The following is a 22,906-nucleotide window of genomic DNA, read 5'->3' as shown; positions in this document are numbered from 1 at the left end:
TATACTATTTTTTTTTAGAGGCACAATATTTCAATTATTGAGCTCATTATGAGTAGATCATTATGTCAAGTATTATATCCCTTATAGCGTTATGAACCGCTGAAGAGCACCCTCCACTCAATTCCCAATTTCTTCCTTTCTGAAAGGATGAAATCTCGTATATTATCCCTATCATGAAGAAAGAAACCATAAAACAGATCATCAGAGACTTCCACGTCACGGCGTTGCCAGCCCTGAAACGGCGTTCGCTGCAGGTGCCTCTGGATACGGGCAAGATCATTACCCTTGTGGGAGTGCGGCGTAGCGGCAAAACCTCTTTGCTGTTCAACGTCATCAGTGACCTCCTGCACAAGGGAGTGCCGATAACCTCAATCCTCTATGTCAACTTTGAAGATGAGCGGCTTGATTTGAAAACAGAAGAGCTGGATCTCCTCTTGCAGGCATGGCAGGAGCTTTATCCGAATATGCTCCTTGATGAGTGCTCTTTTTTCTTCGATGAAATCCAGAATATTGCGGGGTGGGACAAATTTGTGCGGCGCATCTATGACCGTGGCACGAAAAACATCTTTATTACCGGCTCAAACGCCCGATTCCTGAGCAGCGATATCGCCACCAGTCTGCGAGGCAGAACCATCAGTTATGAGGTCTTTCCCCTCTCCTTCAGTGAGTACCTGACCTTCAAGGGTGTTACGCCAGACCTGAACAGCACACACTCCATCGCCCTCATCAATCATCATCTGGAGAACTATCTCACGCATGGTGGCTTTCCGGAGGTGATCGGGTATGATGATGCCTTGCGTAACCGGGTGTTGCAGGAATATTTCAATGTTATGATCTACCGTGACCTGATTGAGCGGTACGAAATCAAAAACCTTCCTGCACTGAAATTCTTTCTGAAGCGGATCATCTCATCGGCAACAAAGCAGTTTTCGGTCAACAATATCTATAACGAATTGAAGTCATCAGGATTCAAGATCAGCAAGAACCTGTTGTACGACTACCTCGAAGCTGCCGTAAATATATACCTTGCGCAAATTCTGAGGAAATATTCCAGTTCACTTGTTGATCGGGAACTTGGAGAGAGGAAGGTCTATGTGATCGACACTGGCCTCTTGAATGCTCTTGACTTTAAATTTTCGGACGATACCGGCAAAGCATTGGAGCAGGCTGTTTTTCTGGAACTCAAGCGGCGGGAAAAGGAGATCTACTTTTTCAAGGACAAATCAGAATGTGACTTCATTGTCAAAACGGGTTTCGATGTAACGGAGGCGATTCAGGTTTCGGCCACTATCAGTGATGCAAAAACGCGCCACCGGGAGCTTCGCGGCCTGACGGAGTGCTGTAACAGGTTCGGTTTGCGCAGTGGCCTGATTATCACACTCAACGGAGCGGAAGAATTTGAGCATCACGGAATAGCCATTACAGTCATGCCGCTCTATCGCTGGCTGTTGCAAAAGTAAGCCGCGTTTATTGCTTATGTGTAGCGTTCCAGCCCGTCAGGAGCAAGGTCTTCACCTTCGGATCAGAGCGATGTGGTTTATGCTTCTTCAGCCGTGACCGTTTACAGTGCTTTGTTCAACCATTTTTTCATACAGGTACTCTGGAGCGAGATCGGCATCGTTTTCCCACCTGATGGTATGGACAACATCTGATACTTCAAATGTTCTGAATATGTTGTAATCTTTAAGTTTTTCAAACATAGCACCCCAAAGGGCATCCTTCAGATCGACCACCCCGCTTGCACCGTTGTTAAAGGTAATCTGTATCCGATACTCTTCCATGTATTCAGCCTTGGTAACTTCTAACATAATCATTTACTCCAATGGCGGGATTTTATTTAAAGGTTCATGCCTTTCTGCCAGATTCCAGTCTTCAAGAAGATTGTCTTTGTAAATTTCGTACCATTCCATCAAAGAGTGAAGGGCACGCTTCGGAAAACGACCATCAACTATTCCTGAAAGAATTTCAACGATTACTTTGTAGTCGCCATATTGTGCGTGAAAATGAGGCGGGCTGTGATCATTGTAGAGCATAGTGATAATTATTCCAAGAAATCTGCTCAGTTCCGGCACGTTTTCTCCTTTTCTCTTTTCGTTTAAGACCAGCAAATAATTCCACAGACTAACCTCTCTCGACTGTTTGAACAACGTTACCGTTGACCTCTTGCACAGGGTTTGCTTTGTAATAAAACCGCTTTTCGAAGTATAACAAACAATTTCAGGCCATCAAAACAGATGACAACACACTCTAACCCGGCATCAATCATTTGGTTCGTCGATCACTCTTCCCCTCCAACTAAAAAACGTCCTCACAGGAAGGAAAACTTTTGATATTTCTTCCTTCCCGGAAAGACAGGAGCTTTACAGGCCGGGACGGGATGACAAAAAAAGGCAACAGAGAGAAAACCGCAGAAAAAGCTTTAACTTCACCCGCAAATCCAGCCCGCTTCCGGCGGCGCTTTTTCCTTTAAAATCAATGCTGCACTTTTGGCTCTCGACTACTCCACCCTGAACCTTCTCCGTCAGAACCATCCGGCATGGCGCCTTTTGTGCGCCCAGCATGTGCCGTTGGTGGCCGGGTTTCTGCACCGGGTCTTTATTGTGCCCAATGTGCGGATTCTCTCGCAGGCCGATCTGGTTGAGGCGCTGGAGGATGAGCTGTTCGCCCTGCGCCAGCAGCTCGGCGCCGACGCACTTCCGGGAACGGCTCAAAATTACCTGAACGATTGGGCCGATAACGACAAGGGGTGGCTGCGCAAATTCTATCCGGACGGGACGGATGAGCCTCACTTTGATCTGACGGCCTCAACCGAAAAGGCGCTGGCCTGGCTGGAGGGGTTGACGGAGCGGGCATTTGTGGGGACGGAGTCGCGGCTGCTTACCCTGTTTGAACTTTTGCGGCAGATGAGCACGGGGAGCCAGGCTGATCCTGAATTGCGGATTGCGGAGCTGCAAAAGCGGCGTGACGATATTGATGCCGAAATTGAACGCATCCGTGCCGGAGAAATATCGCTGCTCGATGATACCGGCCTCAAGGATCGCTTCCAGCAGTTTCTGCAACTGGCCCGTGAGTTGCTGACCGATTTTCGCGAGGTGGAGCATAACTTTCGCACCCTCGACCGCCGGGTGCGTGAGCGCATTGCCCTCTGGGAGGGAGCCAAGGGGGCGCTGCTGGAGCAGATCATGGGTGAGCGTGACGCCATCGCCGATTCGGATCAGGGGAAAAGTTTTCGCGCATTCTGGGACTTTCTCATGTCGCAGTCGCGCCAGGAGGAGCTGAGCCTGCTGCTGGAGGAGGTACTGGCCTTGCCCCCGATTGTCTCCATGCGCCCCGACAACCGTCTGCGGCGTGTTCACTACGACTGGTTGGAGGCCGGAGAGCATACCCAGCGCACGGTGGCCCGCCTCTCCGAGCAGTTGCGCCGCTTTCTTGATGACAAGGCGTGGCTTGAGAATCGGCGCATCATGGATATCCTGCACAACATTGAAACCCAGGCTCTTGATGTGCGTGAAGACATCATCCCTCCAGGTGCGTTTATGCCTCTCGATGGCTCCTCTGCGGCGATCGAACTGCCCCTCGAAAGAACGCTCTATCGCACACCTTTCAAGCCTTTAATCGCAGGAGTCGCTCTGGATGAAGGTGATGCAGAGATTGATACCGCCGTGCTTTACGCCCAGGTGGTGGTCGACCGGGCTGAGCTGTTGCGCAATATCCGTCTGGAACTGCAGATGCGCAGCCAGGTCACCCTTGGAGAGGTGGTTGAGCGTCACCCGCTGCATAACGGACTGGCCGAACTGGTGGCCTATCTGCAACTTGCCGGAGAGTGGCCACGGACGACGGTGGATGAAGGAGTTGAGGAGCAGGTACAATGGCAAAGCTCGACAGGCATAACCCGTAAGGCCACCTTGCCGCGTATTATTTTATTAAGAAACGGATAATGAACCATACAGAGAGTGAAAACAGCGCAGCCCCTTTTCATGGTCAGGAGCTTGCGTCAATCGTGGTTCCCCTGTTAAAAGGGGTGATCTACCAGGAGGATAGTCCTGCACTATGGGGCTCTTTACTCAACCTGATGGCTGCCGTTCGCGATTACGTGGCGGTACTTGGCCTGGAGTTAATCCTCGATGAATCTGAAGGATACGCTTTTTTACGATCGAATTCCGAAGGAGACCCGGAGGGGACGAACAGCGCTCCCCGGCTGATGGCACGCCGCCAGCTCTCCTACCCGGTCAGCCTGTTGCTGGCGCTACTGCGCAAAAAACTGGCCGAATTTGATGCGGGCGCTGGCGACACACGCCTGATTCTTTCGCGGGACGAGGTGGTGGAGCTGATCCGGATTTTTCTTCCCCCCGCCAGCAATGAGGTCAAGCTGATTGACCAGGTTGATGCCACGCTGAATAAAATCGCCGATCTTGGTTTTATCCGCCGGTTACGGGGAGAGCGACAGATGATTGAGGTGCGCCGGATTATCAAGGCCTTTATCGACGCCCAGTGGCTGGCCGATTTTGATAAACGGCTTGACGAATACCTGCAGCGTCCGGTAAAAGGAATGGAGAAAGATGATGAGTGAGTCGCTTGAAATGGGATTTGTTGCCGATGACCGTCTGGTGTGACGATTGATAAGCATTATTTTACATGAGTTCATACATCTCATACGATAAACTTCAGAAAAGCTGTATTCTTTGGGATACGTTTATTAGATTCTGAATATGATAGAAGTACAACAAACAGACGTTTTTTCAAAATGGTTGTCGGCACTTCAGGATCGTACGGCAAAAGCTCGTATCCTCGTTCGAATCGACAGGCTCGGGTTGGGTTTAACCGGAGACACCAAACCTGTAGGAGGCTCCGTTTCAGAACTCAGAATCGATTATGGCCCAGGTTATCGGCTTTACTATACCTGGCGCGGGCGTGAACTCGTTTTGCTCTTAGCAGGTGGCGATAAAAGTACACAGACACGCGATATTCAGAAAGCCAGATTACTTCTTGCAAATCTTGAAACAGATGAGATCCCATGAAAACAAAAACACGATCCTATGATGCTGCGGAATATCTTGCCACTGAGGAGGAGATGGCGGCATATCTTGAAGCCGCACTTGAAGAGGGTGAGCCCGCGCTTGTTGTTCAAGCCTTGGGGACAATCGCTAAAGCAAGAGGGATGTCTCAAATTGCTCGTGAAACAGGCCTTGGTCGCGAAAGTTTATACAAGGCACTTTCTCTGGGAGGGAATCCTGAATTTGCAACTGTTATTAAAGTAATTCGGGCATTAGGTATCCGTTTACACGCCGAAACCGCCACCAAGTAATAAGGCGGGATCTGTTTTTGAACCAGCAATTCCAGATTCGACCTGCAACCACTGAATACAATGGGGTTTAACATTTAAATTTCGTAACATTCCGAGTGTCAAACGGGAATTTTCTTCTCTAGGTATATAAAGTTTTTATAGATCTTCGTCGAAATATTGAGGGTTAGCCTGGCGCTGATTGGTTGTCATTCCCGCCGTTTGTCGTTTCCTTGAGACTCTTCGGTACCGGTGATAGCGGTATTTGTTTATTCTGTCGCCTTTCGCTACATTTGTAGCAAAACTATCGGGGAGAAATAATTATGGGAATGCCAGTACGAATAGATGATACCTTGTACGGACAAGCAAGAGCACAGGCCAAGGCTGAGCATCGCACCATTGCCGGGCAGATTGAGTTTTGGGCGATGATCGGACGGGCGGCTCTCGACAATCCAGATTTACCAATCGATTTTATTCGGGATCTTCTGGTTGCAAGGGCAGAGGGTGAGTCGCTCTCAACACCATTCGTCCCGGAAGGGCATCGTTCTTGATGAATAACGACATTCAGGTTCATCAAAGCACTCTTTTCAGGCGTACTTATAAGAGGCTGCACCCAAACGAGAAGGCTGATGTTGATGATGCCATTGCTGAAATTATCAAAGATCCAACTGTGGGTGAGCCAAAAAAGGGTGATCTGGCTGGTGTTTTTGTCTATAAATTCAGATGTAACGGTCAACTTACCCTGCTCGCCTACGAGTATGACGCTGTAAGCCGTCTCCTGCTTCTTTTGGGCTCCCACGAAAACTTTTACAGAACACTCAAGCGTTGATGCTGCCCAGTCCTGCGAAAATACCACAGTCAAATGTGTCACATTTTATGGCAAGCTTCTTATGAACACCAATGCTCAATCGAAATGTGAAAGAGCCTGCAAAAAAGATAACCAACTTGACGAATACCTTGCAGCAGCCGGTAAAACTGATGGAGACAAATAATGAGTGAGGCGGTTGAAATGAGATGTATTGCTGATGACCGTCTGGCCGGTTTTCGACTGCAACGTCTTGAGATATTCAACTGGGGCACCTTCGAGGGCAGGGTCTGGACACCCAAGCTGGGCGGGAAAAACGGCCTCAATTCTTTTTGCCTTAAATTTGAATAAAATAACATGTCCAAAATCACTATTATAATTACTGGACTGGTAATAGCAATAATAATTATACTATTATTGCCTTTTCATAATTTTATTTCACAATTCAAGAATGACGAACTACAACAATGGATTGCATGTATTTATGCTGTTACAGCTTGGTTAAGCTTTTGCTCTTTTATTGGCGTCATTTATACTGTTTCCATTCAATTCAATGAACTAAAACTATCCAGAAAAGCCCAAGAGAAACAAACCGATTATGCGCGACTGAATGCTTTGACCATATTAAACGAATATTATCAAACAGAATATAACCGTCAACTACTCATAATCAAATCATTACAAGGTATGGAAGGAGGAAAAAAAGCAACAGAAAAATGCTTAGATACATTAGATTTATTACACGAAACTATAACGGAAATTGAAAAGTATCACACTACTCTCTGTAAATCAAAAACGTAATTTTTTTATGTTGACTATTATTTGAGGTCGCTTCAAAAAATCGGATTTTAAAACCTTTCAAGAGAATTTTTGAATTCACATGATCGCATTTAATTAAACTTTTGCACTATGAGTTGGAAGAATGGACGATATATATCTGGAACAAGAGGCGTTGTTTTTCGTTTGGAACAGATGAAAAAACAAAAAGGAAAACGTAAAGCAAAGGAATCCGCTTTATTAACTATAGTAAAGTTGATTTTTTTAGTTTGGCTTCTTATTGTACTTATATTTTGAGTGCCACAAGACAAATACTATTGACCTGTTTGTACGAACTAATAGTTAGTCGTTATCTTTGTGGCTTTACCAGAAGACAGCAAAAGAATGAAGTAGGAACTAACGGATATTGATGAATGAAGATAGGCTAAAATCTAACTTGATCTATTTACTATAAAAAAACTCCTAGACTTGCAGTTAATGGTCGATTAGAATAACGATATTGAACCTGTTATTAAATCTGATACAAAAAGGAGCAACCGTATGAGTGAAACACAGTTTACATTTGAACCGCTTATTAAAGCAACCCGTAATACCGGAAGCAGAACATCCAGTTATCCATTTGACGCTATGCCTGAACCAACCGCAGAAGGACATTACGCCACATGGTACTCCCCTGTGGGTGAAGATACGGTGAAAAAAGTGCAGAGCGCAGTGGGAGCAATTAACCGAAAGTATTCTGAAGAAACAGGTGAAATCAAGATCAGTACCAAGACAGGTAAAGAGATACCGGTTCTTCGCCCTATTCGCAAATACTCGGTTACTGTTCGCTATGTACCGAAAGAAGCTGAAGAGTTCGCTGGTGAGCCTTATGCCATAGTTCAGAGGATTAAGTAGTATTTAACTATGGCAATCAACCGCAAAGCTCTTGATTTAGTATTGTATTTAGATGAGTAAAATGGAATTATCATTTGCAATGTAACACAAACCAAAAAGCACGGTAGCTCTAAGGCAAAAGATACAAAAAAGAGCCGCAAAAAAGAGCATCATATCAGTTCTGTCGGGACGCTCAATGGCTGGCAGATTTTGACAACTGGCTTGACAAATACCGTGCAGCGACCGGTAAAACTGATGGAGAAAGATGATGAGTGAGTCGCTTGAAATGGGATTTGTTGCCGATGACCGTCTGGCTGGTTTTCGCCTGCAACGGCTTGAGATATTCAACTGGGGCACCTTCGATGGCAGGGTCTGGACGCTCAAACTTGGTGGAAAGAACGCCCTCCTCACGGGAGATATCGGCTCCGGAAAGTCAACGCTGGTCGATGCCGTGACTACCCTGCTGGTGCCAAGCCAGCGCATTGCCTACAACAAGGCAGCAGGCGCCGACAACCGTGAACGCACCCTGCGCTCATACGTGCTCGGCTACTTCAAGTCGGAGCGGCAGGAGAACCTCGGAGGTGGCGCCAAACCGGTCGCCCTGCGCGAACTCAACGGCTATTCAGTCATTCTCGGTGTCTTTCATAACGAAGGCTACGACAAGACCGTCACCCTCGCCCAAATTTTCTGGATGAAGGATGCCGCACAGCCAGCGCGTCTCTATGCCGCATGTGAACGTGATCTTTCCATCGCTGCCGATTTTTCAGCCTTCGGGACTGAAATTTCAACCCTGCGCAAGCGGCTGCGTGGAGCGGGAGTTGAGCTGTTTGAAAGCTTTCCACCCTACGGTGCCTGGTTCCGGCGACGTTTCGGGATCGAAAATGAACAGGCGCTCGAGCTGTTTCATCAAACCGTCTCGCTCAAGTCGGTGGGAAACCTCACCGATTTCGTCCGTCTCCACATGCTTGAGCCCTTCACGGTTGAGCCGCGCATTGCCGCCCTTATCCAGCATTTCGAAGATCTCAACCGGGCGCACGAAGCTGTCCTCAAAGCAAAGCGGCAGATAGAGATGCTTGGCCCTCTGGTGGCAGATTGCGATACGCACCACACCATGGCCGAGCGAGCCGAAGAGCTGCGGGCATCGCGCGACAGCCTTCGCCCCTGGTTCGCCTCCCTCAAACTCGAACTGCTCGAAAAACGCCATGTCTCGCTGCATGAGGAGCTGAACCGTCACCAGATCACCATCGAGCGTCTCGACGAGGAGCGGCGCACCCTGCAGGGGCGTGACCGTGAACTGCGCCGAACCATCGCTGAAAATGGAGGCGACCGGATTGAAAGTATCGCCGCTGAGATTCGGCAGCATCAGCAGGAGCTTGAACGGCGCAACCAGAAGGCAACCCGATATGGAAAACTTGCCAGCCAGCTTGGGGAGCATCCGGCAACGAACGCCGAGGAGTTTTATCAGCAGCGTGCCGGCCATGCAGCAATGCACGAAGCAACTGCCGAAGCTGAAGTGCGGGTGCAAAACGATCTCAATGAGGCTGGAGTTCTCTTTACCCAGGGACGTCAGGAGCATGAGCTATTGAGTGCAGAGATCAAGAGCCTGAAAGAGCGCATGAGCAATATTGATGAAAAACAGATTGCCATGCGCCGTTCGCTCTGCAAGGCGCTGAATCTCGCGGAGGTTGAGATGCCCTTTGCCGGCGAGTTGCTTCAGGTTCAGGAGGGAGAGCAGCTCTGGGAAGGAGCCATTGAGCGGGTGCTCCGCAACTTCGGCCTCTCGCTGCTGGTGCCCGACCATCACTACCCGAAGGTGGCCGAATGGGTAGAACGCACCAATCTGAAAGGAAGGCTGGTCTATTTTCGGGTGCGTCCACTCTCTCGCAGCGAACAGTTACCCGATCATCCGGCCTCACTTGCCAGAAAGCTTGCCATCAAAGGCGATTCTCCTTATTTCGACTGGCTCGAACGGGAGGTAGCCCATCGTTTCGATCTGGTCTGCTGCATGAGTCAGGAGGAGTTTCGGAGGGAGAAAAAAGCGATCACCCAGGCAGGCCAGATCAAGTCACCCGGTGAACGGCACGAAAAGGATGACCGCCACCGCCTCGACGATCGCAGCCGCTACGTGCTCGGATGGAGCAATGCCGCCAAAATTGCCGTCCTCGAAGAGAAGGGCAAGCAGCAGCAAAACGAGCTGACCAAACTTGCGGGACACATCAGCACTTTGCAGCAGGAGCAGAAAACGCTCAAGGAGCGCCTGACCATCCTCTCAAGGCTTGGCGAATATCCTGATTTCAGCGATCTCGACTGGCAGCCACTCGCCGTTGCCATCGCCCGACTGGAGAAAGAAAAACGCGACCTTGAAGCGACCTCCAATATCCTGCAAACCCTGACCGAGCAACTTGCCGCAGTGGAACAAAAGCTGCATGAGACGGAGCAGCAGCTTGATGACCGAAAAGATAAACGCTCAAAAATAGAGCAGAAAATCAGCGTCATCACCGAATTGCAGCAACAGACTGCAGCGCTGCTCGATGAAGCGGGAGGCGAAGCTGCCGCACGTTTCCCCCTGCTCCAGCTCATGCGCCAGGAGGCTTTCGGCGACCAGTCGCTGACGGTTGAATCGTGCGACAATCGCGAACGGGAGATGCGCGACTGGCTCCAGGCAAAGATTGACAGCGAAGACCGGAAGCTCTCCCGATTGGGCGAAAAGATCATCAGGGCGATGACCGAATACAAGGAGGAGTGGAAGCTTGAGACCCGTGAGGTGGATGTCAACATTGCTGCAGGGTCGGAGTATCGTTCGATGTTTCAGCAGCTCCAGGCTGACGATCTGCCGCGCTTTGAGGGACGGTTCAAAGATCTGCTCAACGAAAATACCATCCGGGAGGTGGCCAATTTTCAGTCGCAACTGGCCCGCGAACGCGAAACCATCAAGGAGCGCATTACCCGCCTCAATGAATCGCTCACGCAAATCGACTTCAATCCGGGACGATACATCACCCTCGAAGCACAACTGAACCTCGATGCCGACATTCGTGACTTTCAGTCGGAGCTGCGAGCCTGCACCGAAGGGACGCTGACCGGCTCGGATGATGCGCAATACTCCGAAGCCAAATTCCTCCAGGTGCGCCGCATCATCGACCGCTTCCGTGGCCGTGAAGCCTATGCCGACCTCGACCGGCGCTGGACTGCCAAAGTGACCGACGTGCGCAACTGGTTCGTCTTTGCCGCCAGCGAACGGTGGCGCGAAGATGACAGCGAACATGAACACTACGCAGATTCAGGGGGAAAATCGGGAGGACAGAAGGAGAAGCTCGCCTACACCGTCCTTGCCGCCAGCCTTGCCTACCAGTTCGGCCTCGAATGGGGCGCCGTGCGCTCACGCTCCTTCCGCTTCGTGGTCATTGACGAGGCTTTCGGACGCGGCTCCGACGAATCGGCCCAGTACGGACTGCAACTCTTTGCCCAGCTCAACCTGCAACTGCTCATCGTCACCCCCTTGCAGAAAATCCACATCATCGAGCCCTTCGTCTCCAGTGTCGGCTTTGTGCACAATCAGGAGGGGCGCTGCTCGGTATTGCGCAACCTCACCATCGAAGAGTATCGCGCCGAAAAAGAGAGGTCGGTGGAATGAACTGGACAACCCCCGCCGAACTCAAGGCCCAGGTGCAAAAGCTCTGGGATCGGGGCCTCATCCTCTCCTCCCTGATTGGCGGTGAATCGGTTTTTCCCCGTCGCTTGACGCTGAAAGGGCCCGACTCCAGAGAGTTAAGCAACTCATTTGCCGAAGTGCGCGACTGGCTTGCCCGACTCACCAGCGCAGCCAAACCGTACCGGATTGTGTGGCGCACGGTCAACCACCGCATTCTGGGAGCCAATGAACTTCCGGCAGAGATCTGGATTGATGCACTCGACGAAGCCCTCGTCTGGATTGGCAAGCGGCAGGAAGCACGGCAGTTCGCCGCCATGGTCACGCTCACCCGCGACTGGCAACCCGCGCTTCTCCCCTGGCTGGCAAAACGCCCCCTTCGAGCCCTTGAACTGGCAGAAGAGTGGCCCCGCATCCTCTCCATTCTCGCCTGGCGTCTCAAGCATCCCCGGCCCGGCATCTATCTGCGCCAGATCGACCTGCCCGACGTGCACAGCAAATTCATCGAAGGGCACCGGGGCGTGCTTGGGGAGCTGTTCGACCTCGTTCTTCCGCCGGAGGAGATTGACGCAACGGCCACCGGAGCCATCGGGTTTTGTAGGCGTTACGGCTTTCAGGATAAACCCCTGCGGGTACGATTCCGGATTCTTGACCCATCACTGGCGCTGCTCTCGACGAAGAGCGATCAGGATATCACGGTGACGCAGGAGACCTTTGCCCAACTGGAACTGCCTGTTACAAAGCTCTTCATCACCGAAAACGAAATCAACTTTCTCGCCTTTCCCGAGGTTCCCGAGGCAATGGTAATTTTCGGAGCCGGGTATGGGTTTGAGAATCTGGCATCGGTCGAATGGATGCGTAACCGCGTTATCCACTACTGGGGCGACATCGACACTCACGGCTTCGCCATCCTCAACCAGTTGCGCGGGTTCTTTCCCCACGTGGCTTCCCTGCTGATGGACAGTAAAACATTGATGGAGCATCAACCGCTCTGGGGCGTTGAACCATCTCCCGAAACCGGTGCACTCATGCGACTGACCGCTGATGAGAGTGCGCTTTACGATCAGTTACGTAAAAATGAGCTGGGCCATCAGATACGACTGGAACAGGAGAAGATCGGGTTTGAGTGGCTGGTGGAGGCGCTGGGGAGATTTTGATGATCTTGCAGAAAAAAGGATATTCATGAAGGCCGCAATTCAGAATGTCATAAACCATAACCAGCGGATGCTTTCGAAAAGCGAGCAAAGATAAATAAATCATCGATTGGACAATCGAGAGAATGGGCCGATCTTAACGACTGAAAATATTTCAGACTGTTAATGAAAAAAGAGAATACATCACCAAGCCACCTCTCCATCATGGTCTCCTCGACCGTGTACGGAATTGAGGAGCTGCTTGAGCAGATTTATGCAATGCTCAGTGGATTTGGATATGAAGTGTGGTGTTCACATAAAGGCACAGTCACGGTGTATCCTCATCAGACTGCACTGGATAGTTGTTTGGCTGCGGTCGAGCGTTGTGATCTCTTTCTCTGTATCATTACGCCCCAATATGGCAGCGGCGTGTTGCCAGACGGGCTTGGATTTACGCATCAGGAATTGCTGAAGGCCATCGAACTGGGCAAACCACGCTGGATTCTGGCGCATCATCACATTCCCTTCGCCCGATCGTTATTCATGAAGCTCGGTTGCAAAAATGCCAAGGAGCGCGAGGAGATGTTTGCTAAACTTGGATTCGACACCAAAGAGGAAAAGAAAAAACTCAAGCAGCGGGAGCAAACAATTATTGATGATTTTCGGGTGATCGACATGTATGATGCAGCGATTCGACGCGATCTCAAAACTTATCAGGATCGTACCGGCAACTGGGTACAAAAATTCTCTTCGAATGATGATGCAAAGCTTTTTGCCAGCGCACAATTTGGCCGATACAGAGATGTGGAGGATTTCATACAAAATCATTTTAGCAATCCCGATGCAATCCGCCGAGAAATAGAAAGGAGGGACAGTAAATGAATGTTAGAAATCTGACCGAAGAACTCATGGGAAAAGACAAATCCGATCGCATTGAGTTTATTGCATCATCCCAGGCAGAAGAGTTGATTGGCCGTGCCGTGTGTGCGCTGCTCAACACCAAAGGTGGTAGCGTTCTGATCGGTGTCGATGATCATGGCCAGGTACTCGGCGAACCAGGCGAAAAAGATACTGAAGCACTCCGTATCTTCCTGCATAAACATGTTACCCCTCAGGTATTGTTCACCGTTACTCTGGATGATGTTCAGGGAGGCAAGGTCATTTCTGTAGATGTACCGGAAGGCTCTGACCGCCCCTATGTTTTCGACGGGGCGATTTACATCAAGAAGGGAACGAATATTCGAGCGGCCGACGCTACAACAATGCGCGATATGGTGGTACGGCAATCCCGTGAAACCGAGCGCTGGGAACGTCGCGCTGCTGTCGGCCTTGCCATTGACGATCTTGATCGTAAACTGCTGGATGAGACGGTACGCAGGGCACAGGATCGCCGAGGGTATCAATTTGAAGAGGCTCACAACCCTGATACCGTACTTGCAGACCTGGCCTTGGCCCGGTTCGGTCAATTGACCAATGCTGCAGATGTGTTGTTTGGCAAGCGTGTTTCACTGCGCCATCCGCAGACGCGACTGCGGGCGGTTCGCTATGAGACGGATCGCGGAGATAATTTTATTGATGAACAGGTGTACGAGGGGCCAGCATTCTACCTCCTGGAAGAAGCGATGAACTTTCTCAAACGGCATGTTGCGATTGCTGCCGAATTCAAGCCGGGACAACTGGCACGAGAATCTCGACCACACTACCCATTCAACTCATTGCGCGAAGGGTTGGTAAACGCGTTGGTCCATCGCGACTATGCTGCATTCTCCGGCGGAATTTCGATTAGTATTTACCCGGAACGAATTGAAATCTGGAATTCAGGGCACCTTTCAATGGGGCTGACTCCGGAAAAACTCCGGGCTGCTACCCATGAGTCAATTCTTGTCAACCCGGATATCAGCCATGTCTTCTATCTGCATGAGTTAATGGAACGGGTAGGACGCGGTACATTCAAAATTGTCCAGGAATGCCGCGAGATGAAGATGCGCCCCCCGGTGTGGCAGAGCAAATCATCTGGAGTCCATCTGACATTTTTCGGGGCCGGGCAAAAACAAATTTCGATAAAACTCAACGAACGACAACAAGCGCTGCTCAATGGGCTGGGTGTCAATGAATCAGTCCGCCTGGACGAGTACCTTGAACGAGCAGGTAGCGGCATCAGTGACCGACAAGCCCGTCGAGATCTTCGAAATTTAGTGGATGCCGGATTACTCGATCCAATTGGAGCTGGTCCTGCAACGTCCTATCGTCGAACCGAGGTGGAAATCTGATCCGGCCATTATCCGGACATATTTTGGCGCAGGTTATTTACTGCTCGCAACCTGTGCCAATACGACTAAAAGTATGCAAAAATGGTAGTTACCACGCAGTAGAGATAATATGAGTGGTTGCGAAATTTGCCTATCCGGACATAATCCGGACATAAACCAAAAGTGGATTCAATAAAATCCGTAAGGACGAAAGCCGGAATTTGCGTAGAATTGGTCAACGACTAAATGCGTGATTGAGAATAGCATCGAAAATATGAACACGCTTACCTTCAATCGAAAGAAATTCAGATTGGTGATCAGTACCGAGTGGAATACCGAAAATCAATCGGAGAACATTTGTTGTGCCTTTCATGTGAGGATTCCGACCCTTATAACCTTGTCCAGCAGCAAAGCGGCAGTCAAGAGCAGAATACTTGAACATTTGAGATCGCGCCTGACAATCAACACGGGCAGGAGGATGCCCATATTCTTGCCCAACGACAACGACACGTAATGGCCTCCCATCGAATGAAACGCCGTAATATTTTCCTATATGGTGAAGTTGCCCCTCGTAGAATGTATCCGCGTGCGATGATTTGCACGAATTATAGTGTGAACAGATAAAATCATCACCCAAGACATTATCGATCAAATACTGTTCAACCGCCTGTATTCGGGCCTCAGACTTTTGCTTCTCGTATGTCACAGTCATAAGTTACAGGTCATCTGGTGAAAGACCCGTATGCTTTGCAATGCGTGCCAGCATTTTTGGGCCGATTTCATCGCCATCATGGAAGGCGAAAACAAAATCAGGCCAGCCATTACGGGAAAGTGTTTTGTGCGAACCGGATTGTCGCTTGACTTCCCAGCCAAGACGCAACAGCACGGACAGTAAACGCTTGGCTTAAATTGACGGCCATTGGCTCATGCCATAACCGGAATAGAAATACTTATGGCAAAGGGGCGACTTTCACTATGCTCAAGCCGTTCAGCAATAACGCGAAGGGCAAGAACCTCCGCCTTGGTCATTGCTTCCAGCGATGTCGCACCGTAAGCGAGAACTCCTGGTAACTCGGGAACTTCCGCCAACCAACGCCCATCAGATTCTTGTTCCTGCTCTATCGTGAAATTCATTTTGCAATCCAGTTCAAGTGACGTTAATGCACGAATTATAGCATAAGATTATAGCGGAACCCTGATAGCAATGAAACTGATCCGCCATGTATTCAGCCTTGGTAACCTGAAAGTCGGATAAAGCGCACACATTAACTAAAAAAGATCGCCACCTGAGCACTATTTCAAAAAAAGTTGTGTTTTTTCCGGAGAAGTTGTGTTTTTTTTAGAAAAACCGCGCTTTTTTCTTGCTTTTTAACGTGTACGTATGTATAATAAGGAAAACACTTTAAAAAGGAGAATACCCCGTGTCTAAACCAGTAACTGGAAAAACTCACGTTGGCGAACGGCGTGAAAGGCGCCCGAATGGCGATATTTACATCTATGAGCGGGTTACAGGCTATAATGAACGAACCAGAAAGACCTATACCGTCAGTCAGAAGCTCCAAGGGAAAATCAAGTCGGGAACACAGGAGATAATCCCTACACGCCCGAAAAAAAGCAAAAATGAAGGGGGCTTGGTTGGTGCGCTACGCAGGCACAGTGGCCTCACGGATCTTCTGGAGTGGGTCGGTAAAGCCTCCGGCATTGACGATGACGTGCGTTCTTCGTTCAGCGAGGGCGACGCTGCCAAGATTCTCTCTATTGCGCGTTACTGGATCGGTTCCGGCGGAAACACCTTGCCACGCCTTGAGGGTTGGCAGGTAATGCACTCCCTTCCCTACAGCGAAGTTATCACTGAAGACGTTTACAGTGACTTGTTCAAATGTGTCGGGTGCGACGAAGACCGCGTGCAGCGCTACTTCTCCTTCCGGGCGGATCGCCTGGGCAAGGCACCTGTGCTGGCGTTTGATTCGACCACGATATCGACCTACTCCGAGAACCAGTCGGAAGCACGGCATGGGTTCAATAAGGATGGTGACGGACTGAAAACCATCAAGCTTCTAACCTTGTATTCCGTAAAGAAACGCGAGCCGTTAGCATTCGCCAAGCAGCCTGGCAATGTTCCGGACGTCATATCCATTGAGAACACCCTGAAGCAACTCAAGTGCTTTAACCTTGAGAAACCCTTGATCGTTACCGATAACGGCTACTACAGTGAGGGGAACATGATGAAATTCGCCTTGCGCAACATGAAATTCCTTACTCTGGTTGACCCCAATATCACTTGGGTTCGCGAGACGGTGGATGCGCTTCGGGAGACGCTGGCGGGCATGTCGAGCACTTGCCAGTTTGATCCGTCGGTTTGCGGCGCCACGGCGATGAGAATGCACGAGTTCGGTCGAGTGCGCCAACTGTCGCGAAACGGCAAGCTGAGCGGAGAAGAAGAGAGGTTCGTGCGCCGCCTTTATGTCCATGTCTTCTATTCCCCTAACAGCGACACCAAGAAGCAGCTCGACTTCCGCAAGGAGCTGTTTGAACTCAAAGCTCAAGTAGAAGATGGGGTGATGGAGTTCACGAAATCTGCGCAACGAAAAATCGAGCGATATCTGATCTGCTCAAAAAAGGGGCGTGGTGGACAATTGAGGGTCGGTTTCAACGACAAGGCCATTGTCGAAGCGACGAAATACTTCGGCTATTTTGCGCTCGTCAGCAATCAGGCCATGAAGACCTTCACAGCGTTGGCAGACTATCGATTGCGTGAAAAAATAGAGGAGATCTTCGCCGTGGTGAAGGGAGGCCTTGATGGAGCAAGGCCGCGCACATGGCATCCAGACAACCTGCGGGGAAGGCAATTCGTACAGTTTGTGTCACTGGGGTATCATTGCTTCCTGACCAAGAAAATCAAGGAAATGCGGGCAGAGCTTGGAAAGAACGGAAGCGAAAAAACCAAAGCACTTGTCAATCTCGAAAAAAAATTGGAACAGTGGCTTGAGCAACGATCTCTCGCTCAGATTCTGGATTGGTTCGATTGCATTGAGACGACTCAAGTACGAACTGTCATGGGCAACTACCGCTGGTCTACTGAATCCGTAGCCAGAGATCGGCTGTTCCTGAAATATCTGGGAGTGACCTCATGATAGTGTGCGCTTTATCCTACTTTCAGGTTGGTAACTTCCAACATAATCTGTACGCCAAAAATGAATGTCAAGCAGATTTCACCAACTTTTCAGTCCTCTGATCCAGAGTGCACAGGACTTCTTGAATAGCTTCAACTTCGGGTTCATCAAAATAAACTTCGCCACACTGGGCGCATACCCAGGCAGGAATTCTGTCTAACGTGATGTGATAGCCTTTCCTGTCGGTATGAAAGGGTGCAATCCCCCGTTCCATATTCCCACTACAATACATGCAGTTCATCGTCTCCTCCTTCGTTTGAATCGGACTCCCACTCTTCACGGTTAGGAATATACGCTGGACAGAACTTAAGATATCTGAATAATCGGTCATAAGGGACTTTCAATTCGCATCTCAAGGGCTTGGAGCACTAATACCATATTTTATAAAGGTGTAACCGCCTCTGTAATATCCGTTCATGTGAGCGGCTGCCAACACTCTCCAACAGTACTCGCCTTGCAAAGCATCAACTCTTAAAAGTATAACCAACAATTTCAGGCAATCAAAAAACATCTCACCAAAACGGATAACAAACCCGCACCCCCGATTTGCCCAATAATGACAATCTTCAACCGCCTCACGGGTTGCTTTATCAGCGTCAACTACGGCAATCTGTGCCAGAGGAATGGCGAACTCACGACCGTGCCTCTTGTGCAATGCCTCACCTTCTGATGCCCATGCTTTTTTCATCGGTCTGCCGGAATGAAGGGAATCAATCCCTTTTCATAGGCAATGACCTGAAATTCACGTGACATCCGACGAATATCGACAATCATGCCATCAACCTGCAACATCCAGATCATTGGATTGTCATCTACATGGCATGGCAAACACCACTTTGGCTCAAGTGGATACATCTTCAGCAGATCACGAATCAGTTTGGCCTTGTTTTCTCCAGTACTTTTACTGACGCCACAGACTGCGCATAACTCATCCACCCGCAGGTGCGGAGTTTGCGTTTTATCGAACAGAAAATTGACGGTACCAAGCGCATAGAGAATACCGCATGCCCAAATTTCCGGTTTTCCCCTCATGATGGGAGAAGGTCGTTTGCGTGCAAGCGTTGCAGCCAACTGACGGGCAAGCGCCGCATAATCGCTGTTCAGGTGCTGTTGGCAAATACTCTCTGTCAGATTGACAATTGCCGCGTAGACAGGTTCTAAAGCGCCGGGAACGGACTCGGATTGTTTCCTGGGCATATTCAACGTTACCTTGAATGTTAAAATTACTTGTACGAAGCAAAACCTCAAGGCAACAACTTTCGCAAAACTGCGGAGATTGGACTTGCTCTATTGTCGTTGACGAGGGAAGAAACTGTATTTTCAAACAAGGTACGGTATGAAATGTAAATCCAAAACATCTTTACAACACTGCACAAAAATACTCCTGTGAACATCCTTACCATCGTCGGCAGCTCAACCAACGTATCATGAAACATCACTCACTCTGTTTCCCTAATAAAAAAACAGGGAATGGAGTGCACTGCCGAAATGCTTACACATGCCCGAAACTGAAGCGCCTGACCTGTTTAACGGTAAACAACTTTCACCAGTGTTCTCCCTCCACTCCCCGAATGGTTTATTGATCTCCCTCGTGGCGATGTACGTGCCCTGGAGAATCGCAGCATCTTTGGCCTAATCCCCGGCCCTGACCCTGGCCTTGACCCTGTCCCTTACCTTGGCCTTGGCCCTGACCTGATCCTCGGCCAGAACCATGGACCTCGCCCTCGCCTGAACCCTGGCCCATGCCTTCTCCCTCGCCGCTTCCCTGACCCGTGCCCTCACGATTCAGCCCGGTACGAAGACCTCGGCATTTTCCAGCTCCATTGCGTCCACCGCCAAAACTGCCGTCGGATGTGAGTCGATGAATATTTACACTCCCACATGACGGGCAGACCGCCGGTCTCTCAACCCCATGCGCCACGCTCCATTGATGAGAGCAGGTTGCACATTTAAACACTCTTTCTTCACTTGTAACCATGATAGTTCCTCCTGTTACGGTTAACTTTTTTCCTGAAACCAGCATCTGGCTCACCTTATGGCGGGCCGATGCAAGAATATTGCCAAACGTCTGACGGGAAACATGCATCTGTTGAGCCGCAGCATCCTGATACAACCCCTCGAAATCTGCAAGCCGGATCGCTTCAAACTCATCGAACGAAAGATCAACTGTTTCGAGCGTGACTGCCGAAACTTCAGCAGGTCCAAAAAGCCGAAACTCCGGATTGCATCCTATTTTTCTGCATTTTACGGGTCTTGCCATATCGATTCACCATTGTTTTTATTCCCTGTTGCGCCTTAGTTATTGGCATATGCTAATAATATAGCACAAAAAAAACCACCTGACAAGCAGATGGCTCTCATTATTTTATCATAACCGAAAATAAAGTCCCTTCCCCACAAGTAGCGAGGAATGCAACCCAGAGAGATTAGAGTTCGAAGGGCATAAACAAAACCTTGTTTACGGTTGAGATATCAAGAACAACATGAATAATATACCGAGAGGTTGTCTGATGTTCTCGTTGTTTACAAATATGTAACAGAAATATCGAACTCCATCAGCTCATGAGTATGAAAAAAAAAGCATCTCCGCTGCAAGAGCGACCTTTTTGGAATGATCGCTGTATCAGGTATCTGTCGTTCACTAACTTTTCAGGCTTCTAACCACTCTTCGGCATCTGAGCCATCCTTCTCGTTCGTTCGTTTCGTTTGACATCATTCTCATTAATCGGTTTTTCAGCAAAGCCAACTGATTATACAAATGAATGTTACACACACATCGTTCTGGCTTGCGCCAACCCTGTCAATTCCTCATGTTACCGACGAAAGGGAATCTGTTAAATATATGTTAATTCTGGCAACACCTATCTGCACCTACAACTCACAAAAATTACATCCCGGAAATACAAATAACCTTTATTTTATTATATTAAAACAAGTAAGAAATATATACCCATTCAAAATAACAGCGTATACGTTATCGGGAAAATCGTTTTTGAAATCAGTACCTCACAATAAACCATGGGGTTATTTATACTTATTTAATATCTTCCGAAGTATTGTCCCAAAACTTAATCTGGAGGCTGAATATTGTCATTTGTTCCATCAAAAGTTTTTTTCACCAAAGGGGTTGGAAGGCATAAGGAGTACTTATCGTCGTTCGAGCTGGCGTTGAGGGATGCTAAAATTGAGGGGTGTAATCTTGTTACCGTATCCAGTATTTTTCCACCTCACTGCAAACGCATCAGTGTTGAGGAGGGGGTAAAACTTCTTCGTCCCGGACAGATCACCTTTGCCGTTATGGCTCGCAATTCTACCAATGAATATAATCGTCTGATTGCAGCTTCGGTTGGTGTTGCCATCCCGGCAGATGAGACGCAGTATGGTTATCTGTCGGAACATCAACCTTACGGAGAATCTGCCGAACAGTCGGGTGAGTATGCTGAAGATCTGGCGGCAACAATGCTTGCAACAACCCTCGGTATTGAGTTTGATCCCAACAAAGACTGGGACGAGCGTGAAGGTATCTACAAAATGAGTCACAAGATTATTAATTCCTACAATATTACCCAGTCTGCCGAGGGTGAAAACGGACTCTGGACAACGGTCATTTCGTGCGCTATTCTTTTGCCTTGATATAAAACGTTATTTTTTCAGGCAATGAAACTCCGTTACTCTTATGCCAGATCGACCGGTTCATGTGCAAAAACATCGCTGAAGCTCCGGCACCGTTTGAACCGCCTTCAGAGTCTGGCTCCGAAGGCGCTGATTCCCTGGTTACAAGTCTCCCGGTTCAAACATGATCATGATCACCGTAACCTATCTGTTGATATGCAAAACCTTTGCTGGCGGAAAGCCATTAAAGTAAGTCGATGACGCATGACTGTAGGCTCCAATATTTTCACTATAGAGTAAATCCCCAATCGAAAGGTCTTCGGGCAAAAGATTCGCCATAGTGATAGTGTCGAGAGCGTCACAGGTAGGGCCATACACTGCACACATTTTCTCATTGCCCTCTTTGAAGGATTTTACAGGATATTCGCAGTGATCAAAGATAATCCCTGAAAAGGTATGATAAACCCCGTCATTGACGTAATAACATCTTTTACCGTCACGATAGGCTGTACCGATAATCTCCATCACAACCCAGGCGGCAGTTGCCACTAAAAATCTTCCCGGTTCGGCTATGATTTCAATATCGGGCGGAAAGAGCCGGTCAATTTCGGAATTGAGCATGATGGCAAGCTCGGCAAAAGGTCTCACATTTTTGTCATAGGGAGCGGGAAAACCGCCGCCAATATCAAGGATTTTTACCTGCGTATACCCTCTTTCCCACGATTCCTTAAAAATATTGGCCGCCAGATTAAGGGCCTGAATATAATTCTGGAAATTTGTGCACTGACTGCCGACATGGAAGCTTAAACCCTCAACCACCAGTCCACTTCTGAACGCTTTTTCTATAAGATCAACAGCCTCTCCAGGGTCTGCACCAAATTTGGAAGAGAGCTCTACCATGGCTCCGGTATTCGGCACTTTTATGCGTAAAACAAGACCGGTATTCGGTGCATAGGTAGCGATTTTCGCTATTTCATCTTCATTATCAAAGGTGACCAACGGTTTATACTGGTCGAGTTCCTTGAGCGTGGGTATTGGCTTTATCGGATTGGCATAGATGATTTTATCCCAGATAAAATCCTGTTGCTCTTCAGGCGTCAGGCTTTTAATATTTTCATAGACCGCAAGAAACTCAGGCATTGATGCAACATCAAAGCTGGCGCCGGCATCATAGAAGGTTTTAACGATCTCTTTTGCGGAGTTTGCTTTAACCGCAAAATAGGCTTGAACCCTCGGAAGATGCCGCTTGAACTCACGATAATTGGCACGCAAAACCTCATGATCGACCACAAATAACGGTGTGCCATGCTCTAAAGCCAATTGTTTTAAATCTTGAGCTATCATCGAGTGTATC

General features: G+C 48.9%; 25 protein-coding genes. 15 read left to right on the top strand and 10 right to left on the bottom strand.

The window, feature by feature from the left end; genetic code table 11:
* The first annotated feature begins 173 nt into the window (after positions 1-173).
* Complete coding sequence (locus PPHA_RS04475; RefSeq protein WP_012507686.1) at positions 174-1,460, top strand: ATP-binding protein; 1,287 nt, start codon at positions 174-176, stop codon at positions 1,458-1,460.
* Between the two features lie 87 nt (positions 1,461-1,547).
* Here the strand turns inward: PPHA_RS04475 and PPHA_RS04470 are convergent, their stop codons facing one another.
* Both PPHA_RS04470 and PPHA_RS04465 read right to left on the bottom strand, forming a co-directional pair.
* Positions 1,548-1,808 (bottom strand): DUF2442 domain-containing protein, encoded by a 261-nt coding sequence (locus PPHA_RS04470; protein ID WP_012507685.1) that lies wholly within the window; start codon positions 1,806-1,808, stop codon positions 1,548-1,550.
* Between the two features lie 6 nt (positions 1,809-1,814).
* Positions 1,815-2,072 (bottom strand): DUF4160 domain-containing protein, encoded by a 258-nt coding sequence (locus tag PPHA_RS04465; RefSeq protein ID WP_012507684.1) that lies wholly within the window; start codon positions 2,070-2,072, stop codon positions 1,815-1,817.
* Between the two features lie 414 nt (positions 2,073-2,486).
* On the opposite strand from PPHA_RS04465, the gene PPHA_RS04460 reads away from it, so the two are divergent.
* The 12 genes from PPHA_RS04460 to PPHA_RS04405 all read left to right on the top strand — a co-directional run bounded on the left by PPHA_RS04460 (position 2,487) and on the right by PPHA_RS04405 (position 14,788).
* On the top strand, positions 2,487-3,938 hold the full coding sequence (locus tag PPHA_RS04460) for a DUF3375 domain-containing protein (RefSeq protein ID WP_012507683.1): 1,452 nt from the start codon (positions 2,487-2,489) through the stop codon (positions 3,936-3,938).
* Positions 3,938-4,570, top strand: a complete 633-nt coding sequence (locus tag PPHA_RS04455; protein WP_012507682.1) for a DUF4194 domain-containing protein — start codon at positions 3,938-3,940, stop codon at positions 4,568-4,570. Before PPHA_RS04460 ends, PPHA_RS04455 begins: the two co-directional genes overlap by 1 nt.
* A 139-nt stretch (positions 4,571-4,709) precedes the next feature.
* A complete protein-coding gene (locus PPHA_RS04450; protein ID WP_012507681.1) occupies positions 4,710-5,018 on the top strand; it encodes a type II toxin-antitoxin system RelE/ParE family toxin in 309 nt (102 codons plus the stop codon).
* Positions 5,015-5,305 (top strand): addiction module antidote protein, encoded by a 291-nt coding sequence (locus PPHA_RS04445; RefSeq protein WP_012507680.1) that lies wholly within the window; start codon positions 5,015-5,017, stop codon positions 5,303-5,305. The genes PPHA_RS04450 and PPHA_RS04445 overlap by 4 nt, the downstream gene beginning before the upstream one ends.
* A gap of 299 nt (positions 5,306-5,604) precedes the next feature.
* A complete protein-coding gene (locus PPHA_RS04440) occupies positions 5,605-5,832 on the top strand; it encodes a ParD-like family protein (protein WP_012507679.1) in 228 nt (75 codons plus the stop codon).
* Positions 5,832-6,110, top strand: a complete 279-nt coding sequence (locus PPHA_RS04435) for a type II toxin-antitoxin system RelE/ParE family toxin (RefSeq protein WP_012507678.1) — start codon at positions 5,832-5,834, stop codon at positions 6,108-6,110. The genes PPHA_RS04440 and PPHA_RS04435 overlap by 1 nt, the downstream gene beginning before the upstream one ends.
* Positions 6,111-6,443: 333 nt before the next feature.
* The gene (locus PPHA_RS04430) at positions 6,444-6,887 is read left to right on the top strand and encodes a hypothetical protein (RefSeq protein ID WP_012507676.1); all 444 of its coding nucleotides are present in this window, start codon (positions 6,444-6,446) and stop codon (positions 6,885-6,887) included.
* A 516-nt stretch (positions 6,888-7,403) separates the two neighbouring features.
* Positions 7,404-7,757, top strand: a complete 354-nt coding sequence (locus PPHA_RS04425; RefSeq protein ID WP_012507675.1) for a DUF7303 family protein — start codon at positions 7,404-7,406, stop codon at positions 7,755-7,757.
* 247 nt (positions 7,758-8,004) lie between these two features.
* Positions 8,005-11,370 carry an ATP-binding protein gene (locus PPHA_RS04420; protein WP_012507674.1) on the top strand — a complete coding sequence of 1,122 codons (3,366 nt, stop codon included), beginning with the start codon at positions 8,005-8,007 and terminating at the stop codon, positions 11,368-11,370.
* The gene (locus PPHA_RS04415; RefSeq protein WP_012507673.1) at positions 11,367-12,542 is read left to right on the top strand and encodes a Wadjet anti-phage system protein JetD domain-containing protein; all 1,176 of its coding nucleotides are present in this window, start codon (positions 11,367-11,369) and stop codon (positions 12,540-12,542) included. The genes PPHA_RS04420 and PPHA_RS04415 overlap by 4 nt, the downstream gene beginning before the upstream one ends.
* 162 nt (positions 12,543-12,704) lie before the next feature.
* The gene (locus tag PPHA_RS04410) at positions 12,705-13,400 is read left to right on the top strand and encodes a DUF4062 domain-containing protein (protein WP_041526425.1); all 696 of its coding nucleotides are present in this window, start codon (positions 12,705-12,707) and stop codon (positions 13,398-13,400) included.
* The gene (locus PPHA_RS04405; protein WP_012507671.1) at positions 13,397-14,788 is read left to right on the top strand and encodes an RNA-binding domain-containing protein; all 1,392 of its coding nucleotides are present in this window, start codon (positions 13,397-13,399) and stop codon (positions 14,786-14,788) included. Before PPHA_RS04410 ends, PPHA_RS04405 begins: the two co-directional genes overlap by 4 nt.
* A gap of 214 nt (positions 14,789-15,002) precedes the next feature.
* On the opposite strand, the gene PPHA_RS04400 is transcribed toward PPHA_RS04405, so the two are convergent.
* The 3 genes from PPHA_RS04400 to PPHA_RS04390 are packed head-to-tail and all read right to left on the bottom strand — an operon-like array spanning position 15,003 to position 15,901.
* The gene (locus PPHA_RS04400; protein ID WP_012507670.1) at positions 15,003-15,479 is read right to left on the bottom strand and encodes a hypothetical protein; all 477 of its coding nucleotides are present in this window, start codon (positions 15,477-15,479) and stop codon (positions 15,003-15,005) included.
* A gap of 3 nt (positions 15,480-15,482) precedes the next feature.
* Positions 15,483-15,659, bottom strand: a complete 177-nt coding sequence (locus PPHA_RS04395; RefSeq protein ID WP_263053234.1) for a type II toxin-antitoxin system HicA family toxin — start codon at positions 15,657-15,659, stop codon at positions 15,483-15,485.
* A gap of 32 nt (positions 15,660-15,691) precedes the next feature.
* Entirely contained in the window at positions 15,692-15,901 is a 210-nt protein-coding gene (locus PPHA_RS04390) for a type II toxin-antitoxin system HicB family antitoxin (RefSeq protein WP_012507669.1), read from the bottom strand.
* A 287-nt stretch (positions 15,902-16,188) separates the two neighbouring features.
* On the opposite strand from PPHA_RS04390, the gene PPHA_RS04385 reads away from it, so the two are divergent.
* Positions 16,189-17,901 (top strand): IS1634 family transposase, encoded by a 1,713-nt coding sequence (locus tag PPHA_RS04385; RefSeq protein ID WP_012507668.1) that lies wholly within the window; start codon positions 16,189-16,191, stop codon positions 17,899-17,901.
* Between the two features lie 67 nt (positions 17,902-17,968).
* Here PPHA_RS04385 and PPHA_RS16715 read toward each other — a convergent pair whose 3' ends face one another.
* The 4 genes from PPHA_RS16715 to PPHA_RS04365 form a co-directional block, all read right to left on the bottom strand.
* Positions 17,969-18,154, bottom strand: coding sequence for a YgiT-type zinc finger protein (locus PPHA_RS16715; RefSeq protein ID WP_397234009.1), 186 nt, complete (start codon positions 18,152-18,154; stop codon positions 17,969-17,971).
* A 138-nt stretch (positions 18,155-18,292) separates the two neighbouring features.
* Positions 18,293-18,628, bottom strand: coding sequence for a calcium-binding protein (locus PPHA_RS04375; protein WP_012507666.1), 336 nt, complete (start codon positions 18,626-18,628; stop codon positions 18,293-18,295).
* Complete coding sequence (locus tag PPHA_RS04370; RefSeq protein WP_012507665.1) at positions 18,625-19,137, bottom strand: DUF6398 domain-containing protein; 513 nt, start codon at positions 19,135-19,137, stop codon at positions 18,625-18,627. Before PPHA_RS04370 ends, PPHA_RS04375 begins: the two co-directional genes overlap by 4 nt.
* 379 nt (positions 19,138-19,516) lie before the next feature.
* Entirely contained in the window at positions 19,517-20,200 is a 684-nt protein-coding gene (locus tag PPHA_RS04365; protein ID WP_012507664.1) for a DUF134 domain-containing protein, read from the bottom strand.
* Positions 20,201-21,027: 827 nt separating this feature from the next.
* Here PPHA_RS04365 and PPHA_RS04360 point away from each other — a divergent pair.
* Positions 21,028-21,573: a pyruvoyl-dependent arginine decarboxylase gene (locus tag PPHA_RS04360; RefSeq protein ID WP_012507663.1), complete on the top strand. Its 546-nt coding sequence runs from the start codon at positions 21,028-21,030 to the stop codon at positions 21,571-21,573.
* A 183-nt stretch (positions 21,574-21,756) separates the two neighbouring features.
* Here PPHA_RS04360 and PPHA_RS04355 read toward each other — a convergent pair whose 3' ends face one another.
* On the bottom strand, positions 21,757-22,896 hold the full coding sequence (locus PPHA_RS04355; protein WP_012507662.1) for a type III PLP-dependent enzyme: 1,140 nt from the start codon (positions 22,894-22,896) through the stop codon (positions 21,757-21,759).
* Positions 22,897-22,906: the final 10 nt, after the last annotated feature.

This window comes from Pelodictyon phaeoclathratiforme BU-1, from assembly GCF_000020645.1.
Classification (GTDB): Bacteria; Bacteroidota; Chlorobiia; order Chlorobiales; family Chlorobiaceae; genus Chlorobium; species Chlorobium phaeoclathratiforme.
Note: the sequence above shows the minus strand (reverse complement) of the source record. Positions and strands in the feature narration are given on the sequence as shown.